Genomic DNA, 20055 nt, shown 5'->3' with positions numbered 1-20055 from the left:
TCTAACCTGGGGTTTTCTGGTTGGCGCGCGTTGGCTCCCGACGACCGTTTACGGGCGTCCTGCGGACCGGCTGCGGACTGGCAGACATCCGCGATCCCCCAGTCAGCGGTTCGGCGGAACGCTTTCAGTGAGTTCCTGGTACGCGTCCATGGCATCACCCCCGTGCAGCGTGATGACCTCGTCCTCCGACGGGGCCCCAAAGCTGCCATGCGCGTCGTAGACCCGCAGGACCCGCAATGTGGCAGCCTTCCGAGCGAGTTCACGCGCAAAGCGACCATTACCAAGCCGGTCGATCAGGCCATTGGTGACGAAGAGGTCACATGACGTGCGCAGTGCGACCGCTGCTTCGCCGGTAAGGGCATCGCCTTGGGCTACCAGGAACGACTCCGCGATCAGCACCAGCTCGTCAGCCGAGTAGGCAGGGAAGCCCTCCCCGAGGGCGCAGACGAAGCGGGTCTCGTCACAGTCGAGCACTGCGTGGGAGAGCATGTTCCATGTTTGATCGAGTAGGCCGTCGTCCACAAGAACTTCGCCGCCTTGGCGAGCCACAGGTCGCGGGGCGTCTCTAAACGGAAGTTCACGTAGCTCCCGACCTGGAACCGGGAGGACAATGGGGTCTGGAGCTTCGTGCGCATGGCGCCGAAGGACTGGGTTTGACCGTGCATGGCCTCGATCGCCTGGCCCTGGAGCTGTCCCGCGGCATGCAGTCCCAGCCAGGCGTCAGCAGCAAGAGGGTTGTGCGCGACGGCCGCGTGAAAAGATGCAGCCGCAGCGGCCCCATTACCCACTCTCAGCTGCGCAACCCCTTCGAGCCACGCTTACTCGCAATTCTTGATCGGACGGCCGTGATACGGACGGCCCCTGCACCCAGGTCTCCCGTGCTGTCGTTTGTTGGCTCAAGATCTGCCCGCATTGGATGAGCGGGCTAGTTCCACCCGTCAAGTGATACCTGAGAGTTGCCACCCAAGTACTGATGCAGGGCGCTGGCGGTGGTGTCTACGAATTCCTCGGGGATGGCATTGGCGTCGACCCAGCGGACCTGGGAGTGCTTGCGGGGTTCGCGGTTCTCGGGTTCGCCGGTCCATTCATGGGCAGCGAAGACGACGGTGAGGAAGCCGTTGGGGGCCTCGACGCCCCAGGCGCCGTGGATGATGTGGGCGACCTTAAGGGAATCGGGCTTCACCGTGAGGCCGGTCTCCTCGTACAGCTCGCGGACCGCTGTCTCCGTGATGGGCTCGCCCGGTTCGCTCTTGCCGACGGGGAGGTCCCACAGGCCCTGGGCGAACTTCGCGTTCTCGCTCCGCTGGAGAAGGACGACGCGGTTGGTGTCCTTGTCGTGGACGATGACGGCCGCGACCAGCAAGGTCATCGATTCGAGCGCCGGCTTGAGGGCCTTGGGCTGGTCGTCGGTCTGCTGGGCCACGGTGTTCCCTTCGTCGGGCGGATTGTTGGGCATGTTAGGCGAGGGCTTCGCGGGCTCGACGGGCGAGATCGGCGGCGCCGGGAACGCGGCGGCGCTGGTAGACCGCGAGCGTGGAGCGGATTGAGGTGATCGCCTTGCGGGTGCGGTCAGAGGTCATGCCTTCCATGAGGACCAGGGCCTGGGTCCAGGCGGCGACGGCTTCGTCGGCGCGGGCCTGGGCGGCGAGGCTGTCGCCGAGGTCGGCGTGGGTGAGGGCGTGGACGCGCTTGTACTTCTCCGGGTCCCAGCGGGTGAGGGCGTCTCGGTGCTGCTGTTCGGTGCCGATGTGGTCGGCGAGGTCGGTGAGGGTGCGGGCGGTGTGGCTGGCCACGGTGCCGGCGGCGGGGCCGCTCACACGGGAGTAGCTGGGCTGGGGGCCGTCGTCGCAGAGGAGGGCGTCCTCGGCGGCGAGCAGGGCGCGTGCGGCCGACGGGTGCTCGGCGGTGGCTGCGTAGGCGCGGGCGTGGGTGATGTGGAGGAGGGCTTCGGTCTGGCCGTCGACGTGGCCGAGACCTGCATGAAGGGCGCCTTCGACGAGGTCGACGCAGTGGTCGGGCTGCTTGAGGCTCAGGGCCTGGTGGGCGAGGGCGCGCATCATCCAGGCGGCGTGGCCGTGGGGGTCGGCTTCGCAGGCGAGCTTGTAGCCGACCTGGTAGTAGCGCTGGGCGGCGCCTTCGTCGCCGAGGTCGTGGTGCTTCCATCCTGCGAGGTAGGCGAGTTCGGCGACGGCGCCGAAGGCGGCCCGGCGTAAGGCTTCGCTGGGGAAGCGCCCGCGCAGCATGGGGGCGGCTGTGTCGGCGAGGTACGCGGCGACGGTGGTCAGGCCGTGCCCGCCACCGAGGCGTTCGTCGGCGGCGCTGAAGGCTGCGGTGATCTGGCGTACGACGTCCACGTCTTCCGCGCCGACCAGGGACGTGCCCGTGCGGGCGCGGAGCATGCGGGCGGTGGCCTCGTGGTCGTAACCGAGCGGCATGGCGACGCCGGCGGTGGTGAAGGCCGCGATGGCGAGGAAGCGGCGGCGCTCGACATCGGCCCGCCCCAGGTCGGTGACCGCGAGGACGGGGTCGGATTCCGCCGACGTATCGGCATCACCGACGGGCAGACCGATCTCGGTACGGGTTACCGTACGTCCCGCTCGCCGGGACAGCGCCTCGGCCAGGTACTGGCCTACCCGGCCCGAAGGGGCACGAGTGCCGTTCGCCCAGTGCGAGACGGCCGACTTGTTGGTCTGGAGGATCTCGCCGTTCTCGGCGGCCACGCGCCGCACGTCTCGGGCGAGTGCCTCGTAGGTGCAGTCGACCGCCGCGATGACGTCGCGCAGACGGGAGTTGGGTTCTCTCGGCGCCGCCACGATCGCCTCCACCTCGGAGCTGTAAACCGCGTATACCGCTTCAGCCGCCTTCCACCGTACCCACTCAGCGTGACCACCGGTTCACTTATCAGCAGCCGCCCGGAACGGCGCGACCGTGATCCAGGCTCCCCTTGGTCCGGGCGGCACCCCGAAGTTCCGTACGCCCACACCGGGCTCGGGCATTCCTGTGCCCGGACCTGGCCGATCAGAGACGGAGACACGGTGACCACCATCGACACCACGGCCATCACGGTCGAGCTGCCCGAGGCGTTCGACCCGCGCTGGAGCCGCTTGCCCGGCATCCAGGTCGACGGGCGACGCATCACGATCGACCCGGCCGAGTACTTCTTCCGCTTCGAGTCGAGCACCTGGCTCGTCGCCGACTGGGATCTGGTCAAGTCCCAGCTCCTGGACGTGGACGAGACGACCGAGAGCGCGGTCGAGCAGCTCGCGCTGGAGTTCATCAAGCAGCACGGAGAGTCCACCTCCGACGCCGCCCGCGTTCTGGCCACCGCGTACGAGGTGTACGCGTACCTCTTCCGCGACGAGTACCTGGCCGGCCTTGGCCTGCCGCAGATCACCGCCGACCACCTGCGGATGCTCCGCGAGGCCGCCACGCTCATGGCGCTCAACAAGGTCGAGCTCGACGGGCGCATCTCCAACGTCGGCCCGTGCTGGTTCTTCCCCGCCGCCACCTCCGTCGTCTTCGACCTGGACGACGAGACGGGCGGGATGCTCGACGAGGTCTACCACGGTGGCTGGTTCAACGAGCACCGCCGGATCGAGTCCATCAAGGCCCACACCGCCCTCGGCGGCCGGCTCGTGCACGGCTGCCAGTCCGTGCCGGACCAGTCCGGCGGCGTGGTCGCGCCCTACGGTGCCTCGATGGCGAACTTCCGCGACGAGCTCGCCGCGTTCAAGGCGGGCTGGATCGAGCAGGTCTACGCCCACCGCGTGAACCCCGCCGCGTAACCCACCACCCGATCAGGCTCCGGGGCGGACCGGCATCCCTCGCCCGCCCCGGACGCCACTACCCCTCCCCGGAGCCATCCCGTGACCACAAACCCCAGCGCCGAACTCCTCGACAACCTGCTCACTGCGACCGGCCAGACCACCGCCGTACGGGAGGAGGTACGCGTGTGGCCCATGTCCGGCGTCGAGCGCGTGACCTTCCCCGACGGCTCCACGGTCGTCTTCAAGTACGCCAAGAAGCCCTTCGACAGCGAGGACCAGGCCCTCCGCCTGGCTCACACCCTCGGCGTACCCGTCCCCCAGGTCCCCGCCTCCGCCGTCCTGGACGGCTGGCTCGGCATGCTCATGGAGGACCTCGGACCGTCCGTCCGCGAGGCCGACGACCTCGACGGCGTCGCCGCGGCCGTGGTCCTGCACGGAACCCGTACGGCTCCGCCCTTGCCCGTCCTCGACCAGGACCGGCTGCGCACGCTGCCCGCCCGGGCACTGGAGCACCTCGAACGGCTGCGCAAGGCCGATCGGTGGCAGGACGCCGACGACGTCGAGGACGCGCTCGATCGGATCGGCGAGGCCGCCGAAGCCCGCTCGGCCGGAGCGACGCTGGAACCGTTCGGCTGGGTGCACTCCGAGTTCCACCCCACCAGCCTCCACATCGGCGAGCGCGGGTGGCGGCTGCTCGACTTCGCCCGTGCCTTCACCGGCCCCGGACTGCTCGACCTCGCCAGCTGGCACGGCACCATCGAGCCCCCGCACCCCGTCCGCCTGCGCGTCTTCCTGGAGCAGTACGTCACCGCCGGCGGCACCCCAGACGCCCTCGCCCGGCGCGGCGGGCTCACCGCCGAGAACTGGGCCCTGGGCTGGCACCGCATGTGGGCCGTCGAGTGGTTCATGGAGCAGGCCATTCGCTGGATCGACGACCCGGCCACCGACCCCGCCTACATCAAGGCCGTCCGCCGCCACCTCACCGACGTCCTCCACCTCCTGGAGATCTGACGTGCTCGCGCAGGCATCCCCCTGGCACGCCCACGCCGCCCAACGCACCGCCGCCGGACTCGCCGAACCTCTTGCCGTACCCGCCCGGATGGAGTGGACCACCCGACCCGGCCAAGGACCCGGAGCCGAGACCCTCGGCCCCGACCTGCGCGGCAAGCGACTTCTGGAACTCGGCTGCGGCCCCGGCCACAACACCGCCCACCTCGCCACCCGCCACGGCGCCCACGTCACCGGCATCGACCTGGTCGGCCTCCAGGTCCGCCGCGCCCGCTCCCACTACGGACGGCTCACCAACCTCGCCTTCGTCGCCGACCACGCCCTGCACTACCTGCACGCCGCCGACGGGCAGTTCGACGCGATCTACTCCGTCTTCGGCGCCATCGGGCTTGTCGCCCCCGAGCTCCTGCTCCCGGCCATCGCTCGACGCCTCACGCCCGGACGAGTGCTCGCCTTCTCGGTTCCGCACCCGCAGCGTGGTGGCCGCAGCCCCTCTGGCGACGATCGGCCTCGCCGCGATTACGTCGCCCTTCCCGACCGCACCCGGCTACCCATCGCCCGCTGGGAGTTCGACACCGACCGCTGGGAGAGGCACCTCAGCGAGGCGGGCTTCTGGCTCACCTCGGCCCAGGAGTTCCACGACGCCCGCATGGGCCACTGGCCCACCACCCTGCTGATCCGCGCCCGCAAGCTCTGACAGTCGCGTTCATCCGGACTCTGGAGGACCGATGCGCCAGCCCTACCTACTCCTCGACATCGACGGCGTCCTCATACCCTTCCCCGACGAGCACGGCTCGACCCCGGCCAGTCACACCCGCCACGACGTCGTCCCCGCCGGCCGGAGTGCCGACAACCCGGTCGCCGTCTGGCTCGACCCTGCCCACGGCCCCATGCTCATGGACGTCATTCGCACCTGCTTGGTCACCCCGATCTGGTGCACCAGCTGGCGCCAGGATGCCAGCACTCTCATCGGGCCCCTCCTGGGCCTCCCGGCGCTGCCGTACGTCGATCTCCCGCGTCCGCAGATCACCACCAGCCACCCGAACGGCTACCTCTGGAAGCGCGACCACGTCGACGCCTGGCTCGGCGACGCCCCCGCTGTGTGGATCGACGACGACTTCACCAGCCTCGACCACGCCTGGGCGGCGGAGCGCACCGGCAAGGGAACGGCGACTTTCCTCGTTCAGCCCGACCCACACGACGGGCTGAAGCCCGAGCACCTGGCCGAGGTGACGAAGTGGGTCGCGCGGTTACCCGCAGCCCGTGCCGCCTGACGACTTATGCCTCGCTGCCACGGGCAGCGAGGGCAACAGCCCCGGGAAACGCCGGGCGGTACCGGTTTTCTGCCGTGCCTGTTTTCGTTGCCCGCACGGCGCTAACGCGGCCATGACGCTGAACATCTACACCCACCTGTGGCCCGACTCCGAGGAGCGGACCCGGGCCGTCGTCGACAAGGCGTACGCGGACCGATCCGACGCGGGCGCGGAGCAGGCCGCCGAAGCAGCGTAACCACTCCCCCACACGCTGACCTACGTCAGCACGCTGCGGACCGAGTGCGGACCACAAAGGCCGCCCAACCCGCTACGTCGCAGGTCAGACGGCCTTTCGCCGGACGTCTTAGACGTTAAACCGGAACTCCACCACATCCCCGTCCTGCATCACATACTCCTTGCCCTCCATGCGGGCCTTGCCGGCCGCGCGGGCTTCGGTGACCGAGCCGGTTTCGACCAGGTCGGCGAAGGAGATGACCTCCGCCTTGATGAAGCCCTTCTGGAAGTCGGTGTGGATGACGCCGGCGGCCTCGGGGGCGGTGGCGCCCTTCTTGATGGTCCAGGCGCGGGTTTCCTTGGGGCCGGCGGTGAGGTAGGTCTGCAGGCCCAGGGTGTCGAAGCCGACGCGGGCGAGGGTGGCGAGGCCGGGTTCCTCCTGGCCGACGGACTGGAGGAGTTCCAGGGCCTCCGCGTCGTCGAGCTCGGCGAGGTCGGCTTCCAGCTTGGCGTTCAGGAAGATCGCCTCGGCGGGGGCGACGAGGGCGCGCTGCTCGTTCTTGAAGGACTCGTCGGTCAGCTCGTCCTCGTCGACGTTGAAGACGTAGAGGAAGGGCTTGGTCGTCAGGAGGTGCAGGTCGCGCAGCAGCTCGCCCTGCTCGGACTCCTTGGTGATCCCGGCGGAGAAGAGGGTGCGGCCCTCCTCCAGGATGGCCTTGGCCGCCTCGACGGCCTTGACCTGGACCTGCTTGTCCTTCTGGATGCGGGACTCCTTGACCAGGCGCGGGAGCACCTTCTCGATGGTCTGGAGGTCCGCGAGGATCAGCTCGGTGTTGATCGTCTCGATGTCGTCCTTCGGCGAGACCTTGCCGTCGACGTGGACGACGTTCTCGTCCTTGAAGGCGCGGATGACCTGGCAGATCGCGTCGGACTCGCGGATGTTCGCAAGGAACTTGTTGCCCAGGCCCTCGCCCTCGGACGCGCCGCGGACGATGCCGGCGATGTCCACGAAGTCGACCGTGGCCGGGAGGATCTTCTGCGAACCGAAGATCTCGGCGAGCGTGGCCAGGCGGGTGTCCGGGACGCCGACGACGCCGACGTTCGGCTCGATGGTGGCGAACGGGTAGTTGGCCGCCAGCACGTCGTTCTTGGTCAGGGCGTTGAACAGGGTCGACTTGCCGACATTCGGCAGGCCGACGATTCCGATCGTGAGCGACACGTTGGCGACTTCCCGGAGCGAGGAGGTAGGTGGGCTGTTCTGTGCGGCCCAAGGGCCGGTGAACCAGTCTACGGGGCGCCGTGCGGGGCGAGCCCGGGCCTGGTCTGTGACCTTGTGACGCCTTGGTTCTCCGCCTCGTCGGCTCGGCGCTTCTGCCTTCGTTCCCGCACGCGGCATCACTCCGCAAGGGCTTCGCTCACTGCGCCGAACGGCGCTCCGGGGTCACACAAAGCGCGTGTCTCATGACTGATTGATACCACTTGGTGGATTTTGCGACCTACCGTGACCGCGTGGAGCAACCAAGAACACGCACCGGCGGGCGCGGCCCGGCGGCGAAAGGCCGGGTCGCCGGGGAGCGGAAGGCCCGGGCGTCGGGCCTTCCCAACGCCGTCGCCCAGGACGTGGCGTCCGTCCCGCGCACGGCCTCGCGGGCGGTCGTGCCCCGCGGGGCCGGTGGCTGGGGCGCGGGCGCGTCGTCGCGAGGGAGTGGGCGTCCGGCGGGTGGCGCCGGGGCCGTGGGGGCGGCCGACGGCGAGGCCGTCTACCGGGTGCGGCGGCGATCGGTGTTCGCCGCGCCGGCCGCGGCCGTCCGGCGGCTGCCCGCGCCGCGGCTGACGGGGCTGGGCTGCGGGCTGCTGACCACGGTGCTGCTGCTCGGGTTCGGGGTGCTGGACCGTTTCCTGTGGGACGGAGACCTCACCGTCTACGGCGTCTTCTTCCTGACGATGAGCGTGGCCGCCGCGGTGTGGGTGCGCCCGCTCGACCTGATCACGGCGCCGGTCGCACTGCCCATCGCCTACACCGTCGGGATCTTCCCGCTCAGCGGCGACCTCGACGGCGGGATCGACGAGCTGCTGGTCGGCGCCTTCACGGTGCTGGCCGTGCACGCGGCGTGGCTGTACGGCGGGACGCTGCTGTGCGGGCTGATCGTGGCGCTGCGCAAGGCGGCGCTGATCGCCGAGCGGCAGAGCGCCCGGCGTGCGCGCCGGCGCTCGGAGCGTGGAACGAGCGGGTCGGGAGCACGCCCGCCGGACGGACGGGGCTCGCCAGCGGTCAGGAACCGGACGGCGGGACCGTCGCCGGAACCTCGGGTGGCAGGGCCGAAGGCCGCCGAGCGGCGCGCGCGGCCATCGCGGCACCCACGATCCCCGCGTTGTTCTGGAGCTGCGCAGGCACCACCTCGGCCTTGATGCCCTCGATCAGCGGCAGGAACTTCTCCGCCTTCCGGCTGACGCCGCCGCCGATCACGAACAGTTGGGGCGAGAGCAGCATCTCGACGTGGGCGAGGTAGCGCTGCACGCGCCGCGCCCACTCCTGCCAGTTCAGGTCCTCCTCGTCCTTCACCCGTGTGGAGGCCCGGGTCTCGGCGTCGTGGCCGTCCAGTTCGAGGTGGCCCAGTTCCGTGTTGGCGAGCAGCACGCCGTCGCTGAAGACGGCGCTGCCGATGCCGGTGCCGAAGGTCAGCACCACGACCGTGCCCATCCGGCCCTTGCTCGCGCCGAAGTGCATCTCCGCCAGCCCGGCCGCGTCCGCGTCGTTGAGCAGGGTGACGGGGCAGCCGCCCGCGTCGCCGCCCAGCCGCTCGGTCAGCAGGGCGGCGGCCTCCAGGCCGATCCAGCCCTTGTCGACATTGGCGGCCGTACGGGTCCGGCCGTTGGTGACCACGCCGGGGAACGTGGCGCCGACCGGGCCCGTCCAGCCGAAGTGGTCCACGACCGCCTTGACGCAGTCGGCGACGGCGTCGGGGGTGGCCGGCTGGGGGGTCAGCACCTTGTACCGCTCGTCGGCCAGGTCGCCGCGTTCCAGATCCACCGGGGCACCCTTGATGCCCGATCCGCCGATGTCCACACCGAAGACCTTCATGGGAGCAAGGCTAGGCGGGAACGGGGCTGATCACCCCTCGGCGCACGCCGACGCCGGGGCCCGCCACCCGGCGGGCTCAGCCCTCGGTCGCGGCCTTGGCCTCCGCGCGCAGGTCCCGGCGCAGTTCCTTGGGCAGCGAGAAGGTGATCGACTCCTCGGCGGCCTTGACCGTCTCCACGTCCTCGTAACCGCGCGCGGCCAGCCAGTCGAGCACGCCGTGGACGAGGATGTCGGGCACCGAGGCGCCGGAGGTGACGCCGACCGTGCTCACGCCCTCCAGCCACGCCTCGTCGATCTCCTCGGCGTAGTCCACCAGGTGGGCGGCGCCCGCGCCGGCGCCGAGGGCCACCTCGACCAGCCGCACCGAGTTGGAGGAGTTCTTGGAGCCGACGACGATGACGAGGTCGGCCTCGGCGCCCATCTGCTTCACGGCCGTCTGGCGGTTCTGCGTGGCGTAGCAGATGTCGTCGCTCGGCGGCGAGAGGAGGTTGGGGAACCGCTCCTTGAGGGCGCCCACCGTCTCCATCGTCTCGTCGACCGACAGTGTGGTCTGGGAGAGCCAGACGACCTTGTCCGGGTCGCGGACCTCGACGTTCTTCACGTCCTCGGGGCCGTCGACCAGCGTGATGTGGTCCGGGGCCTCGCCGCTGGTGCCGATGACCTCTTCGTGGCCCTCGTGGCCGATCAGGAGGATGTCGTAGTCCTCCTTGGCGAACCGGACGGCCTCCTTGTGGACCTTGGTGACCAGCGGGCAGGTCGCGTCGATGGTCGCGAGCCTGCCGCGGCGGGCCTCCTCGTGGACGACCGGGGCGACGCCGTGGGCGGAGAAGATGACGATGTTGCCCTCGGGCACCTCCTCCGTCTCCTCGACGAAGATCGCGCCCTTCTTCTCCAGGGTCTTGACCACGTATTTGTTGTGGACGATCTCGTGGCGCACGTAGACGGGGGCGCCGTACTGCTCCAGGGCCTTCTCGACGGCGATCACGGCGCGGTCGACACCCGCGCAGTACCCACGGGGTGCGGCGAGCAGGACCCGGCGTCGGGGGGCGGAACGCGGCGCGTCTCCGCTGGGCGTAGCAGTCATACGAAACATCGTACGGGTCTGGGGAGCGGATGCCCTGGGGGCACTGGTGGACGAGGGAGTGGGGCGTCGGGGGTTCTGTCCGGGGGCCTGTCAGGGACCTGCCCGGGGTTCCGTCGTGGGTCCTGTCCGGGGTCCCGTCGGGGTTTCGTGGGGTTTCGTGGGGTTTCGTCGGGAGGGGTGGGTGGTGGGTGAGCGTTCCGGGTGGGTCGGCTGGTCGCTTGCGTCTGTGGGCGCGCGGGGGCGGGCGTGGGCGCGCATGGGCGCATGGGTCGGCGTGGGCGGGCATGGGCGGGCGTCCTTCGGGTGCCGGGCGCGTCCTGGCCGTGCGGCGTGGCCGTGTGCCCGAAGCTGGGAGGCAGCCGGTGATCAACGCGCACCTTGGGCGCGTGCGCTCGTACGCTCCCGCGCGTCACGGGGGCTCGCGGGTGGTTACGAGACCGCGTGTGCGCGGGAGCGCGTACCGCCGGCGAGCGCGGTGTCCTCTCCTCGCGCTCCGACAGGCCCGCCCAGACCAGCACAAACCCATCCGATCCCCCAGTGCTCCCCACCGATCCACGCGTCACCAGCGGAGGTGTCCGTCATGACCGCTCCGGCCGCCGAGCCGAATCCGCCGTCCGCGTACGGGGGCGCCAGCGCGCAGAGCGGTGGTGCGCTCCGGCGCACGCTGTCCTTCCGCGACCTGGTCGTCTACGGGCTGCTGTTCATCGCGCCCATGGCCCCCGTCGGGATCTTCGGGACGCTCCAGGCCAAGTCGCACGGGGCGATCACGATCGTCTACATCGTCGCGACCCTCGCCATGGCCTTCACCGCCTACTCGTACGCGCAGATGGTGCGGGTCGCCCCCCAGGCGGGGTCGGTCTTCGCCTACGCGCGGGTAGGGCTGGGCGAGGGCGCGGGCTTCGTCGCCGGGTGGATGGCGATGCTGGACTACCTCCTCATCCCCGCCGTGGCCTATCTCTTCTCCGGTATCGCGATGCACTCCCTGGTGCCGTCGGTGCACCAGTGGGTGTGGACGGCGATCGCCGTGGTCGTCACGACGCTGCTGAACCTGTGGGGCGTGCGGACCGCCGCGGCGGTCGGATTCGCGGTGCTGGCGATGGAGATCGCGGTGCTGGTGGTGTTCGTCGTGGCGGCCGTTTGGGTGCTGGTCACCGACGGGGCGCGGCGGGGCTGGGCGGCACCGCTGACGGGTGAGGGCGACTTCTCGATGGGGGCGGTGCTCGCCGCCGTCTCGGTGGCGGTGCTGTCGTACCTGGGGTTCGACGCCATCGCGTCGTTCGCGGAGGAGGCCAAGGAGACGGAGCGGTCGGCGGGCGCGGGGCGCGGGCGGCTTCCGGGCGCCCCGGCGTGGGTGGCCCGGGCGGTGCTCACCTGCCTGGTGGTGGCGGGGCTGCTGTTCGCCGTGCAGACGTACCTGGCGGCGCTGCTCGCCCCCATGACGGCCGGCGAACTGGCGGCCGAGCCCGCCGCGCAGGGCGACGCCTTCTACGCGACGGTCGACTCCGCGGTGGGCGGCTGGCTCCACGACCTCGTGGCCGTCAGCAAGGCCATCGGCGCGGCGTTCGCGGCGCTGGCCGGACAGGCGGCGGCCGGGCGGCTGCTGTTCGCGATGGCCCGGGACCGGCGGCTGCCGGGCGCCATGTCGAAGGTGGACGCGGACAGCGGGGTGCCGCGCCGGGCGCTCTTGGGGGCGGCGGTGGTGACCCTGCTGGCGGCGGTGTGGGCGGCCCGCCAGGACGCCGGTCTCGACCACCTCTCCTCGATCGTGAACGTGGGCGCGCTGACCGCCTTCGCCCTCCTGCACGCGTCCGTGATCGGCTGGTTCTGGGTACGCAAGCGGGCCGCGAAACCGGGCCTGGTGCGGCATGTGCTCGTCCCGTTGCTGGGCCTGGCGGTGGTGGTCGCGGTGATCGTGGAGGCGTCGGGGACGGCACAGGTGGTGGGCGCCGTCTGGCTGGCGATCGGGCTGGTGGTGCTGGCGGTCCAGCACCCGGGGCGGCGGGATCGGGGCAGGGTGGGGTGAGCAGCGGGAGGAACGGGCGCGGCGAGGCCGGACAGACGGACGGCCGGACGGCCGATCGGTAGGGCGTCCGGGCAGCCGATCGGTAGGACGGCCGGGCGGTAGGGCATCCGGGCAGCCGATCGGTAGGACGGCCGGGCGGCCTCAAGGCCGATCGCGCCGCGTCACCGAACACCGAAGCCCATGCTGTGGAGCGGGCCCGTCCATCCGTTGTGGCGCAGGCCCGCCCGTCAAAGATCGCCGGCCCCGGAGAACTGCGCTGCCACGAGGACCTGACCTGCCGCAGCGCGGAAGTAGAGGACCGAGCGGCCCGCCCGCCGGCGCCGGGCCAGGTGGGCCTCGCGCAGGATGCGCAGGTGCCGGCCCACCGAGCCCAGGGGCAGGCCGGTGAGGGCCACGAGCTGGGTGGTGGTCTTCGGGGTGTCGAGCAGCATGAGGAGTTCGGCCCGGGCGGGGCCGAGAAGGGCGGCCAGGGCCTTGGGCGCCGGGCGGAGGTCGTCGTCGATCAGAACCCCCGAGCACGGGTAGACGACCGCGTACCGCCGGGCGGAACGCGAACGCCCATGGTCGAAGGGCGGGACGTCCCAGCAGACCCAGCTCTGGTTCAGCGTGACCGGGACGAACATCAGCCGCCCCCGGGAAAGTTCCAGTGGCGGGCTGTCGCAGACGGTGGTCTGCAGACGGTCGTCACCGAGCCAGCGCATGTCCGGGCGCATCTCGTTCAAAGTGGTGGCCCAGCCGTGCAGTCCGAGCCGGGCGGCACGCGCGACGATGTCGGCCTCGATGATGCGGAGGCGGCGCGGCCAGGACGGCTCGATGGCCTTCGTCCACACCCACTCCAGCAAGTCCGCGGCTCGCTGTGCCAGGTCGTCCCGGCGCAGAAGACTCGGCAGCGAGCCGTTCAGCGACTCCTCCAGGTCGGCGCGGACCGTCGCGGGCGGGGTGCCGCGGACCTGCTCCAGCTCCTCGGCGAACGTGCGATCGCCGTCGCCGGAGGGTGTGGGAGTGAGGAAGGTGGCGTTCCACCGGCGCCGCAGCGCGGCGCTGACCAGGGTGGCCGTGACCGGGTCGGCGGCAAGGAGGTCCCGGTAGCTCGCGAGGTGAGCGGCGAGCCACTGGTGCTCGCCGATGTGGGCGGCGCGGCCGAGGTGCAGCGTCTTCAGGCCGGCGAGCGTCTCGGCCAGCGGAGAGATGACGAAACGGCTCCCGGCCAGAGTGTCCGTATCGACCCGCCACCAGCTCATGGTTTCGCCTCCCCGCGAAAATCTAACGGCCGGTGACGCGCGTCGGAGAGGCTCCCCGCCATGCGTTCGTATCGGGAACTCTTCCGTACCAGCGAGTTCACCCCCCTCTTCCTCGCCTCGGCCGGGCACACCACGGCCCAGACGGTGAGCGGGCTGGCCCTGGGCGTCCTGGTGTACCGGCAGACGGACTCGGCGCTGCTGTCCTCCCTGGCCATGTTCGGTACCGCGTTCGCCCAGGTAATAGGGGCGGCCACCGTACTGTCCGGTGCGGACCGGCTGCCGCCGCGCGCCGCCATGACGGTCCTCGGCCTCCTCTTCGGCGCGGGCACGGCCGCGCAGGCCGTGCCCGGGCTGCCGGTCTGGGCCGTGTTCGCCGTACTGCTGGGGCTGGGCGTCGTGGGGTCGGTCGGTGGCGGGGTGAGATACGGGCTGCTCAACGAGATCCTGACCCGGGACGGCTACCTTTTGGGGCGGTCCGTCCTCAACATGTCGACCGGGGTCGTCCAGATCTGCGGCTTCGCGCTCGGTGGCGCGCTGGTGACGGCGATCTCGGCGCGCGGCACGCTGCTCCTGTCCGCCGCCCTGTACGTGCTGGCCGCCGCGGTGGCGGGCTGCGGGCTCGGCAGCCGGCCGCCCAGGGGCGCCGGGAGGGCGTCGATAGCCGAGACCTGGCGCACCAACGCACGCCTCTGGTCCTCGGTGCCCCGCCGGTATGTCTACCTCGCGCTGTGGGTGCCGAACGGGCTGATCGTCGGGGTGGAATCGCTGTACGTCCCGTACTCGCCCGGCGACGCGGGCCTCCTCTTCGCCTTCGGAGCCGCGGGGATGCTGGTCGGGGACGTCGTCGCGGGCCGCTTCCTGCCGGCCCGGTGGCGGGAGCGGCTGACCGTCCCGTTGTGTGTTCTGCTCGCCGCCCCGTACCTGTTCTTCTCGCTGCGCCCGGGGGTGCCGATCGCCCTGGTGCTGGTCACGGTCGCCACCTTCGGGTACGCGGCGGGGCTCCTGCTGCAGGAACGGCTGATGGCGCTGACGCCCGACGCGCTGAGCGGACAGGCGCTGGGCCTGCACAGTTCCGGAATGCTCACCATGCAGGGGGTCGGGGCGGCGGTGGCCGGGTCGGTGGCCGAGCTGACGTCACCGGCCACCGGGATCGTGGTGATGGCGGCGGCCTCACTGACCGCGACCTTGATGCTGGCACCCGGGCTGCGCGGGGGCACTGCGGCAGGCGGCGAGGCAACGGGCTCGGAGCGGGGAGCCGTCACTGCCGGGGAGCGGGGAGCCACCGCTGCCGGGGAGTGATGTTCGGCGCGGCGAATGTGGCCCCCGTCATCGCTCAGCCGCGCGGCTTCCCTGCGGCCCTCCGGTCCGGAAAGCGCAGTGGACCGGGGAGCAGTGGGCCGAAGAGCAGTCGACCGAAGAGCAGTGGGCCGAGGAACGGTCCGACGGCCGGACCGAACGCCTCCCATCCCCGGCTCGCCGCCCCACCCGCGCCGGGCTCGCCGCCCCGCCCCACGCCCGGCTCGCCGCCCCGTCCCCGCCCATCGGCTCGCCGCCCGGCCCGTTGTCAGTGCCCGCCGTTAGTCTCGTGCGCATGGCTGTCAACACGTCCGCGGAGGCGCCGATCCCGGTCGGCGAGGTGTCGCGGCTCATCGGCGGGTGGATCGACCGGCTCGGCGCGGTGTGGGTCGAGGGGCAGATCACGCAGCTCTCGCGGCGGCCCGGCGCGGGGGTCGTCTTCCTGACGCTGCGCGATCCCTCGTACGACATCTCCGTCAGCGTGACGTGCTTCCGCCAGGTCTTCGACAAGATCGCGGACGTCGTGAGCGAGGGCGCCCGGGTGGTGGTGCACGCCAAGCCGGAGTGGTACGCGCCGCGCGGGCAGCTCTCGCTGCGGGCCGCGGAGATCCGTCCGGTGGGCGTCGGTGAGCTGCTGGCCCGCCTGGAGCAGCTGAAGAAGTCGCTGGCCGCCGAGGGGCTGTTCGCGGCCGAGCGGAAGAAGCCGCTCCCCTTCCTGCCGCAGTTGATCGGCCTGGTCTGCGGACGGGCCAGCGCGGCCGAGCGGGACGTCCTGGAGAACGCCCGGCTGCGCTGGCCGGCGGTCCGCTTCGAGGTGCGCAACGTGCCGGTGCAGGGCGTGCACGCCGTGCCGCGGGTGATCGAGGCGGTACGGGAGCTGGACGCGCTGCCCGAGGTGGACGTGATCGTGGTCGCGCGCGGCGGCGGCAGCGTGGAGGACCTGCTGCCGTTCTCGGACGAGCAGCTCGTACGGGCCGTCGCCGAGATGCGCACCCCGGTCGTCTCGGCGATCGGCCACGAGCCGGACACCCCCCTGCTCGACCTGGTGGCCGACCTGCGGGCCTCCACTCCGACGGACGCGGCGAAGAAGGTCGTACCGGACGTGGGTGAGGAGCTGGCGCGCATCCGGCAGCTGCGGGAACGGGCGCTGCGCGCCGTCGGCGGCTACCTCGACCGCGAGGAGCGCGGCCTGGCGGCGGCGCTGAGCAGGCCCTCGATGCGCGACCCGCACCGGATGGTGGAGGAGCGCGACGAGCAGGTCACGGCCCTGGTGGAGCGCGGTCGCCGGACGTTCCGGCACCTGCTGGACCGCGCGGATTCGGAGCTGGAGCACACGCTGGCCCGCGTGGTGGCCCTCTCGCCGAAGGCGACGCTGGAGCGCGGCTACGCGGTGCTCCAGAAGCCGGACGGGACGGCCGTGCGCGCTCCGGAGGAGGTGGGCCCGGAGGAGGAGCTGCGGGCGAGGGTGGCCGAGGGCGAGTTCCGGGTTCGCGTCCACGGGACGCCCGGTGCCGGGACGGCGGGCGCTGTCATACCCCCCGCTTAGGCTGGGTGCCATGGCGAAGACGGACAGCACGACGGACGGCAGGGTCGGCGGCGCGGAGGGGGACGCGGCGGTCTCCCCGCTCGGTTACGAACAGGCGCGGGACGAGCTGATCGAGGTCGTGCGCAGCCTGGAGGCCGGCGGCACGACGCTGGAGGAGTCGCTCGCCCTGTGGGAGCGGGGCGAGGAGCTGGCGAAGGTCTGCCGCCGCTGGCTGGAGGGCGCCCGCGCCCGGCTGGACGCGGCGCTGTCCGAGGCGGATCAGGCGGAGACGGGCGCGGCCGGGGAGGCGTAGGGCGGTTGCCCACCCCGGGGGCACCTGCCCCACCCACCGGAGGCGCCTGCCCACCCGGCGAGGGCACCTGCCTCGTCTGCCGGAGGCAGATGACATCCACCGGGGCGGACGCCGAACGCCACGGTGTCCGCCGATCAGCTCGCGCCGATCAGCGATCAGGCCGTGGCGTTCGGCGATCAGACCGCAGTGATGAGCGATCAGATGGTGGCGATCGCCTCGTTGGCCTCCAGGCGCGGCGAACGCGGGAAGAACGCGTCCTCGCCCGGCTTGCCGACGTTGATGACCATGAAGGACTTCTGCTTGCCGTCGCCGAAGAACTCCTTGTCCAGCGCGCCGAAGTCGAAGCCGGTCATCGGGCCCGCGGCCAGGCCGGCGGCGCGGATGCCGAGGATGAAGTAACCGGCCTGGAGCGTCGCGTTCTGCATGCCGGCGACCTCGCGGACGGCGAGCTCGGAGAAGTACGCGTCCTTGACGCCCGGGGCGTGCGGGAACAGGCGCGGCAGCTTCTCGTGGAAGTCCAGGTCCGCGGAGAGGACGATGGCCAGCGGCGCGGTCAGCGTCTTGGGACCGTTGGCGCCCATGGCGTGCTTGACCAGGCGCTCGCGCGCCTCCTGGGAGCGGACCAGGGTGATGCGCAGCGGCGACTGGTTGAAGGCGGTGGGGGCGAACTTCACCAGGTCGTAGATGGCCTGTATCTGCTCGTCCGTGACGGGCTCGTCCGTGAACGTGTTGGCGGTCTGGGCCTCGCGGAACAGGAGGTCCTGCGCGGCGGCGTCAAGGGCGAGAGACATAGCGGCACCTCGGGGTTTAGGTGGTGTTTCCTGTGCTTACGAGACACCACTCTAAGGCAATTGGATTAACGTTCAACTAAAAATGCCCCGCCTGTGGCTGTGTTCACATACTTGTCATACAAGGAATACGGACGGCGACCGCCCGCCGTCCGACTCGTGAACCGCGTACCGCCCAGCTCGCGAACCGCGTACCGCCCAGCCCGTGAACCGAGCACCGTCCGGCTCGTGGACCACTCCCCCGGCCCGCACGCCGAACAGCTCGCGAATCACCCGCGCCCCGGCCCGCCAACCACTCGGCACCCACCGCCCGGCCCACCAGCCGCCCACCACCCCCCACTCACCACTCACCCAACGCAAAAGCGGCGGCCACCGGCCCGAAGCCGACAGCCGCCCCTCGCGGTGGACGCGGTCAGTCCCCCTTCTTCGCCTCCAGGGACGCCGCCATCTCCGCCAGCCTCCCGTACGGGGCGGTGCCCGTGACCACCGTCGTCACGCCCGGCTCCTCACGGACCAGGGCGTTGTACGTCTCCCCCTTGTAGCGGTCCCACTTCGCGGCGCCGACGGCCTGGGTGCCCTCGACCTTCTCGGCCCCCAGGGTGACGTCCTTGATGAACTTCTCCGCCGGCGCGTCGCTCTGCTCCAGCGCCGCGTACTCCCGCTCGGGGTCCAGGAAGCCCAGGTGCCAGGCGCCACCCTTGCCGTCGTTGGACGCCTTGTACCAGACCGAGGTGGCCCGCCACCCCTTGCCCAGCCCCTTGGGCTCGGCGATCGCGTACGGGGCCGTGCGCCGGGCCGTGAGCAGCGCGACACGGTAGTCGGCCGTCTGTACCGCCTTGTCCTCCGCCGACTCGCTGTCGTCGTGCGGGATGAAGACGTAGATCCCCGCGACGAGGACGCCGATCACCGCCAACGACAGGACCATGTCCCGCACCGTCTGCTTGCCTCGCATACCTGCCACGCCCTCTATGGTCCCCCATGCCCGTGTCCGTACGGAGATGGCCCCCACCGGGTCGCCGAACGATCACCCGCCACGCGCAGCGCCCTCGCCCGCGTGCCACACGGCCCCGGAGCGCCCACCCGCGCCGGCGCTCCCGCCCACCCCGCGTTCCCCGCGAAAAGCCCCCCGTCCCTCCGCGCGGGTCATCTTGTCGCCGCTCATGCGTGGGGGGCCCTGCTCATTTTCACGACCTACCGATAAAGTCATGTTCACCCTCACCAGTCCGGCCGTCACCGTACGAAGCCGTACAGAAAGGTGCGCTCGATGACCGAGCATCATCTGCCGTCCCAACTAGAGGTCAGCCCCGAGGCTCCCGACCGCAACCTCGCCCTGGAACTCGTCCGGGTCACCGAGGCGGGTGCCATGGCGTCCGGCCGCTGGGTCGGCCGCGGCGACAAGAACGGAGCGGACGGCGCGGCGGTCAGGGCCATGCGCGCGCTGATCCACACCGTCTCCATGAACGGCGTCGTGGTCATCGGGGAGGGCGAGAAGGACAACGCCCCGATGCTCTACAACGGCGAGCGGGTGGGCGACGGGACCGGCGCGGAGTGCGACGTGGCCGTGGACCCGGTGGACGGCACCACCCTCACCGCCAAGGGCATGGCCAATGCCGTGTCCGTCCTGGCCGTGGCCGAGCGGGGCTCCATGTTCGACCCCAGCGCCGTCTTCTACATGGACAAGCTCGCCACCGGCCCCGAGGCCGCCGACTTCGTCGACATCACCGCCCCGGTCGCGGTGAACATCCGCCGGATCGCCAAGGCCAAGAAGTCCTCCGTCGAGGACGTCACCGTGGTCATCCTGGACCGGCCCCGCCACGAGGGCCTCGTCAAGGAGGTCCGGGAGGCCGGCGCCCGGATCAAGTTCATCTCGGACGGCGACGTGGCCGGCGCCATCATGGCCGCCCGCGAGGGCACCGGCGTGGACCTGCTCCTGGGCATCGGCGGCACGCCCGAGGGCATCATCGCGGCCTGCGCCCTGAAGTGCCTGGGCGGCACGCTCCAGGCCAAGCTGTGGCCCAAGGACGAGCAGGAGCGCGAGCGGGCCCTGGAGGCCGGCCACGACCTGGACAAGGTCCTGCAGATCGACGACCTGGTCCGCGGCGACAACGTCTTCTTCGTCGCCACCGGCATCACGGACGGCGACCTGCTGCGCGGTGTGCGGTACCGCGCCGAGACCGCCACCACCCAGTCGCTGGTCATGCGCTCGAAGTCGGGCACCATCCGCCTGATCGACTCCGAGCACCGGCTCTCGAAGCTGCGCGCCTACAGCACCATCGACTTCGAGCGCCCGAGCTGACGCCGTTACCGCGCCGGGACGACGACGGGAGGTCCGCATCGACCCGGTACGGGCGCCCGTACCGGCACGGCACGGCCCGGCCGCCCGCCCGGCACCGGCACAACGACACGGCCGGGGTCCCGCCGATCACGCGATGCGCGTCGGC

20 protein-coding genes and 1 pseudogene are annotated in these 20055 nt (G+C 71.3%); 11 read left to right on the top strand and 10 right to left on the bottom strand.

Annotated features, from left to right (window positions below; genetic code table 11):
• Positions 1–102 precede the first annotated feature (102 nt).
• From ABZX96_RS25220 to ABZX96_RS25205, 4 genes are all read right to left on the bottom strand, one after another.
• Entirely contained in the window at positions 103–489 is a 387-nt protein-coding gene (locus ABZX96_RS25220; RefSeq protein ID WP_355548731.1) for a hypothetical protein, read from the bottom strand.
• Positions 393–788 carry a hypothetical protein gene (locus tag ABZX96_RS25215; RefSeq protein ID WP_355548599.1) on the bottom strand — a complete coding sequence of 132 codons (396 nt, stop codon included), beginning with the start codon at positions 786–788 and terminating at the stop codon, positions 393–395. Before ABZX96_RS25215 ends, ABZX96_RS25220 begins: the two co-directional genes overlap by 97 nt.
• Positions 789–925: 137 nt before the next feature.
• Positions 926–1456 carry an NUDIX domain-containing protein gene (locus tag ABZX96_RS25210; protein WP_355548596.1) on the bottom strand — a complete coding sequence of 177 codons (531 nt, stop codon included), beginning with the start codon at positions 1454–1456 and terminating at the stop codon, positions 926–928.
• Between the two features lies 1 nt (position 1457).
• The gene (locus ABZX96_RS25205) at positions 1458–2813 is read right to left on the bottom strand and encodes a tetratricopeptide repeat protein (RefSeq protein WP_355548593.1); all 1356 of its coding nucleotides are present in this window, start codon (positions 2811–2813) and stop codon (positions 1458–1460) included.
• Positions 2814–3035: 222 nt separating this feature from the next.
• Here ABZX96_RS25205 and ABZX96_RS25200 point away from each other — a divergent pair, with 222 nt between their 5' ends.
• From ABZX96_RS25200 to ABZX96_RS25180, 5 genes are all read left to right on the top strand, one after another.
• The gene (locus ABZX96_RS25200; protein ID WP_355548590.1) at positions 3036–3785 is read left to right on the top strand and encodes a hypothetical protein; all 750 of its coding nucleotides are present in this window, start codon (positions 3036–3038) and stop codon (positions 3783–3785) included.
• Between the two features lie 81 nt (positions 3786–3866).
• Complete coding sequence (locus ABZX96_RS25195) at positions 3867–4778, top strand: aminoglycoside phosphotransferase family protein (protein WP_355548587.1); 912 nt, start codon at positions 3867–3869, stop codon at positions 4776–4778.
• A 1-nt stretch (position 4779) separates the two neighbouring features.
• Positions 4780–5472, top strand: a complete 693-nt coding sequence (locus tag ABZX96_RS25190; protein ID WP_355548584.1) for a class I SAM-dependent methyltransferase — start codon at positions 4780–4782, stop codon at positions 5470–5472.
• A 31-nt stretch (positions 5473–5503) separates the two neighbouring features.
• Positions 5504–6049 (top strand): HAD domain-containing protein, encoded by a 546-nt coding sequence (locus tag ABZX96_RS25185; protein WP_355548581.1) that lies wholly within the window; start codon positions 5504–5506, stop codon positions 6047–6049.
• Between the two features lie 112 nt (positions 6050–6161).
• Positions 6162–6284, top strand: coding sequence for a hypothetical protein (locus ABZX96_RS25180; protein ID WP_355548578.1), 123 nt, complete (start codon positions 6162–6164; stop codon positions 6282–6284).
• A 108-nt stretch (positions 6285–6392) separates the two neighbouring features.
• On the opposite strand, the gene ychF is transcribed toward ABZX96_RS25180, so the two are convergent.
• The gene (ychF, locus tag ABZX96_RS25175) at positions 6393–7481 is read right to left on the bottom strand and encodes a redox-regulated ATPase YchF (protein ID WP_355548575.1); all 1089 of its coding nucleotides are present in this window, start codon (positions 7479–7481) and stop codon (positions 6393–6395) included.
• Positions 7482–7744: 263 nt separating this feature from the next.
• On the opposite strand from ychF, the pseudogene ABZX96_RS25170 reads away from it, so the two are divergent.
• Positions 7745–8419, top strand: a pseudogene (locus ABZX96_RS25170) (DUF6542 domain-containing protein); the annotation flags it as partial.
• Positions 8420–8534: 115 nt separating this feature from the next.
• Here the strand turns inward: ABZX96_RS25170 and ppgK are convergent.
• Both ppgK and ABZX96_RS25160 read right to left on the bottom strand, forming a co-directional pair.
• Positions 8535–9344, bottom strand: coding sequence for a polyphosphate--glucose phosphotransferase (gene ppgK / locus ABZX96_RS25165; RefSeq protein WP_355548572.1), 810 nt, complete (start codon positions 9342–9344; stop codon positions 8535–8537).
• A 76-nt stretch (positions 9345–9420) separates the two neighbouring features.
• The gene (locus ABZX96_RS25160) at positions 9421–10437 is read right to left on the bottom strand and encodes a 4-hydroxy-3-methylbut-2-enyl diphosphate reductase (RefSeq protein WP_355548569.1); all 1017 of its coding nucleotides are present in this window, start codon (positions 10435–10437) and stop codon (positions 9421–9423) included.
• 571 nt (positions 10438–11008) lie between these two features.
• On the opposite strand from ABZX96_RS25160, the gene ABZX96_RS25155 reads away from it, so the two are divergent.
• Positions 11009–12451: an APC family permease gene (locus ABZX96_RS25155; RefSeq protein WP_355548566.1), complete on the top strand. Its 1443-nt coding sequence runs from the start codon at positions 11009–11011 to the stop codon at positions 12449–12451.
• 227 nt (positions 12452–12678) lie between these two features.
• Here the strand turns inward: ABZX96_RS25155 and ABZX96_RS25150 are convergent, their stop codons facing one another.
• Entirely contained in the window at positions 12679–13692 is a 1014-nt protein-coding gene (locus ABZX96_RS25150; RefSeq protein WP_355548563.1) for a winged helix-turn-helix domain-containing protein, read from the bottom strand.
• Positions 13693–13752: 60 nt separating this feature from the next.
• Here ABZX96_RS25150 and ABZX96_RS25145 point away from each other — a divergent pair, with 60 nt between their 5' ends.
• The 3 genes from ABZX96_RS25145 (at position 13753) to ABZX96_RS25135 (ending at position 16826) form a co-directional block, all read left to right on the top strand.
• A complete protein-coding gene (locus ABZX96_RS25145) occupies positions 13753–14991 on the top strand; it encodes an MFS transporter (RefSeq protein WP_355548560.1) in 1239 nt (412 codons plus the stop codon).
• 292 nt (positions 14992–15283) lie between these two features.
• Entirely contained in the window at positions 15284–16534 is a 1251-nt protein-coding gene (gene xseA / locus ABZX96_RS25140) for an exodeoxyribonuclease VII large subunit (protein WP_355548557.1), read from the top strand.
• Between the two features lie 10 nt (positions 16535–16544).
• Entirely contained in the window at positions 16545–16826 is a 282-nt protein-coding gene (locus ABZX96_RS25135; RefSeq protein ID WP_355548554.1) for an exodeoxyribonuclease VII small subunit, read from the top strand.
• Between the two features lie 197 nt (positions 16827–17023).
• Here the strand turns inward: ABZX96_RS25135 and ABZX96_RS25130 are convergent, their stop codons facing one another.
• Together ABZX96_RS25130 and ABZX96_RS25125 are read right to left on the bottom strand one after the other, a co-directional pair.
• The gene (locus tag ABZX96_RS25130; protein WP_355548551.1) at positions 17024–17617 is read right to left on the bottom strand and encodes a malonic semialdehyde reductase; all 594 of its coding nucleotides are present in this window, start codon (positions 17615–17617) and stop codon (positions 17024–17026) included.
• 409 nt (positions 17618–18026) lie between these two features.
• Positions 18027–18566 carry a DUF4245 domain-containing protein gene (locus tag ABZX96_RS25125; protein ID WP_355548722.1) on the bottom strand — a complete coding sequence of 180 codons (540 nt, stop codon included), beginning with the start codon at positions 18564–18566 and terminating at the stop codon, positions 18027–18029.
• A 312-nt stretch (positions 18567–18878) separates the two neighbouring features.
• On the opposite strand from ABZX96_RS25125, the gene glpX reads away from it, so the two are divergent.
• Entirely contained in the window at positions 18879–19910 is a 1032-nt protein-coding gene (gene glpX, locus ABZX96_RS25120) for a class II fructose-bisphosphatase (RefSeq protein ID WP_355548548.1), read from the top strand.
• Positions 19911–20055: the final 145 nt, after the last annotated feature.

The sequence above is a fragment of the Streptomyces sp. NPDC003077 genome (genome assembly GCF_040611095.1).
Lineage (GTDB): Bacteria > Actinomycetota > Actinomycetes > Streptomycetales > Streptomycetaceae > Streptomyces.
Note: the sequence above shows the minus strand (reverse complement) of the source record. Positions and strands in the feature narration are given on the sequence as shown.

Excerpts from the sequence above, each read along its gene's own strand:
- ABZX96_RS25220 (WP_355548731.1), bottom strand. The coding sequence starts at position 489 with ATGCTCTCCCACGCAGTGCTCGACTGTGACGAGACCCGCTTCGTCTGC.
- ABZX96_RS25210 (WP_355548596.1), bottom strand. The coding sequence starts at position 1,456 with ATGCCCAACAATCCGCCCGACGAAGGGAACACCGTGGCCCAGCAGACC.
- ABZX96_RS25185 (WP_355548581.1), top strand. The coding sequence starts at position 5,504 with ATGCGCCAGCCCTACCTACTCCTCGACATCGACGGCGTCCTCATACCC.
- ABZX96_RS25180 (WP_355548578.1), top strand. The coding sequence starts at position 6,162 with ATGACGCTGAACATCTACACCCACCTGTGGCCCGACTCCGAGGAGCGG.
- ppgK (WP_355548572.1), bottom strand. The coding sequence starts at position 9,344 with ATGAAGGTCTTCGGTGTGGACATCGGCGGATCGGGCATCAAGGGTGCC.
- ABZX96_RS25160 (WP_355548569.1), bottom strand. The coding sequence starts at position 10,437 with ATGTTTCGTATGACTGCTACGCCCAGCGGAGACGCGCCGCGTTCCGCC.
- ABZX96_RS25155 (WP_355548566.1), top strand. The coding sequence starts at position 11,009 with ATGACCGCTCCGGCCGCCGAGCCGAATCCGCCGTCCGCGTACGGGGGC.
- ABZX96_RS25150 (WP_355548563.1), bottom strand. The coding sequence starts at position 13,692 with ATGAGCTGGTGGCGGGTCGATACGGACACTCTGGCCGGGAGCCGTTTC.
- ABZX96_RS25145 (WP_355548560.1), top strand. The coding sequence starts at position 13,753 with ATGCGTTCGTATCGGGAACTCTTCCGTACCAGCGAGTTCACCCCCCTC.
- xseA (WP_355548557.1), top strand. The coding sequence starts at position 15,284 with ATGGCTGTCAACACGTCCGCGGAGGCGCCGATCCCGGTCGGCGAGGTG.
- ABZX96_RS25135 (WP_355548554.1), top strand. The coding sequence starts at position 16,545 with ATGGCGAAGACGGACAGCACGACGGACGGCAGGGTCGGCGGCGCGGAG.
- ABZX96_RS25130 (WP_355548551.1), bottom strand. The coding sequence starts at position 17,617 with ATGTCTCTCGCCCTTGACGCCGCCGCGCAGGACCTCCTGTTCCGCGAG.
- ABZX96_RS25125 (WP_355548722.1), bottom strand. The coding sequence starts at position 18,566 with ATGCGAGGCAAGCAGACGGTGCGGGACATGGTCCTGTCGTTGGCGGTG.
- glpX (WP_355548548.1), top strand. The coding sequence starts at position 18,879 with ATGACCGAGCATCATCTGCCGTCCCAACTAGAGGTCAGCCCCGAGGCT.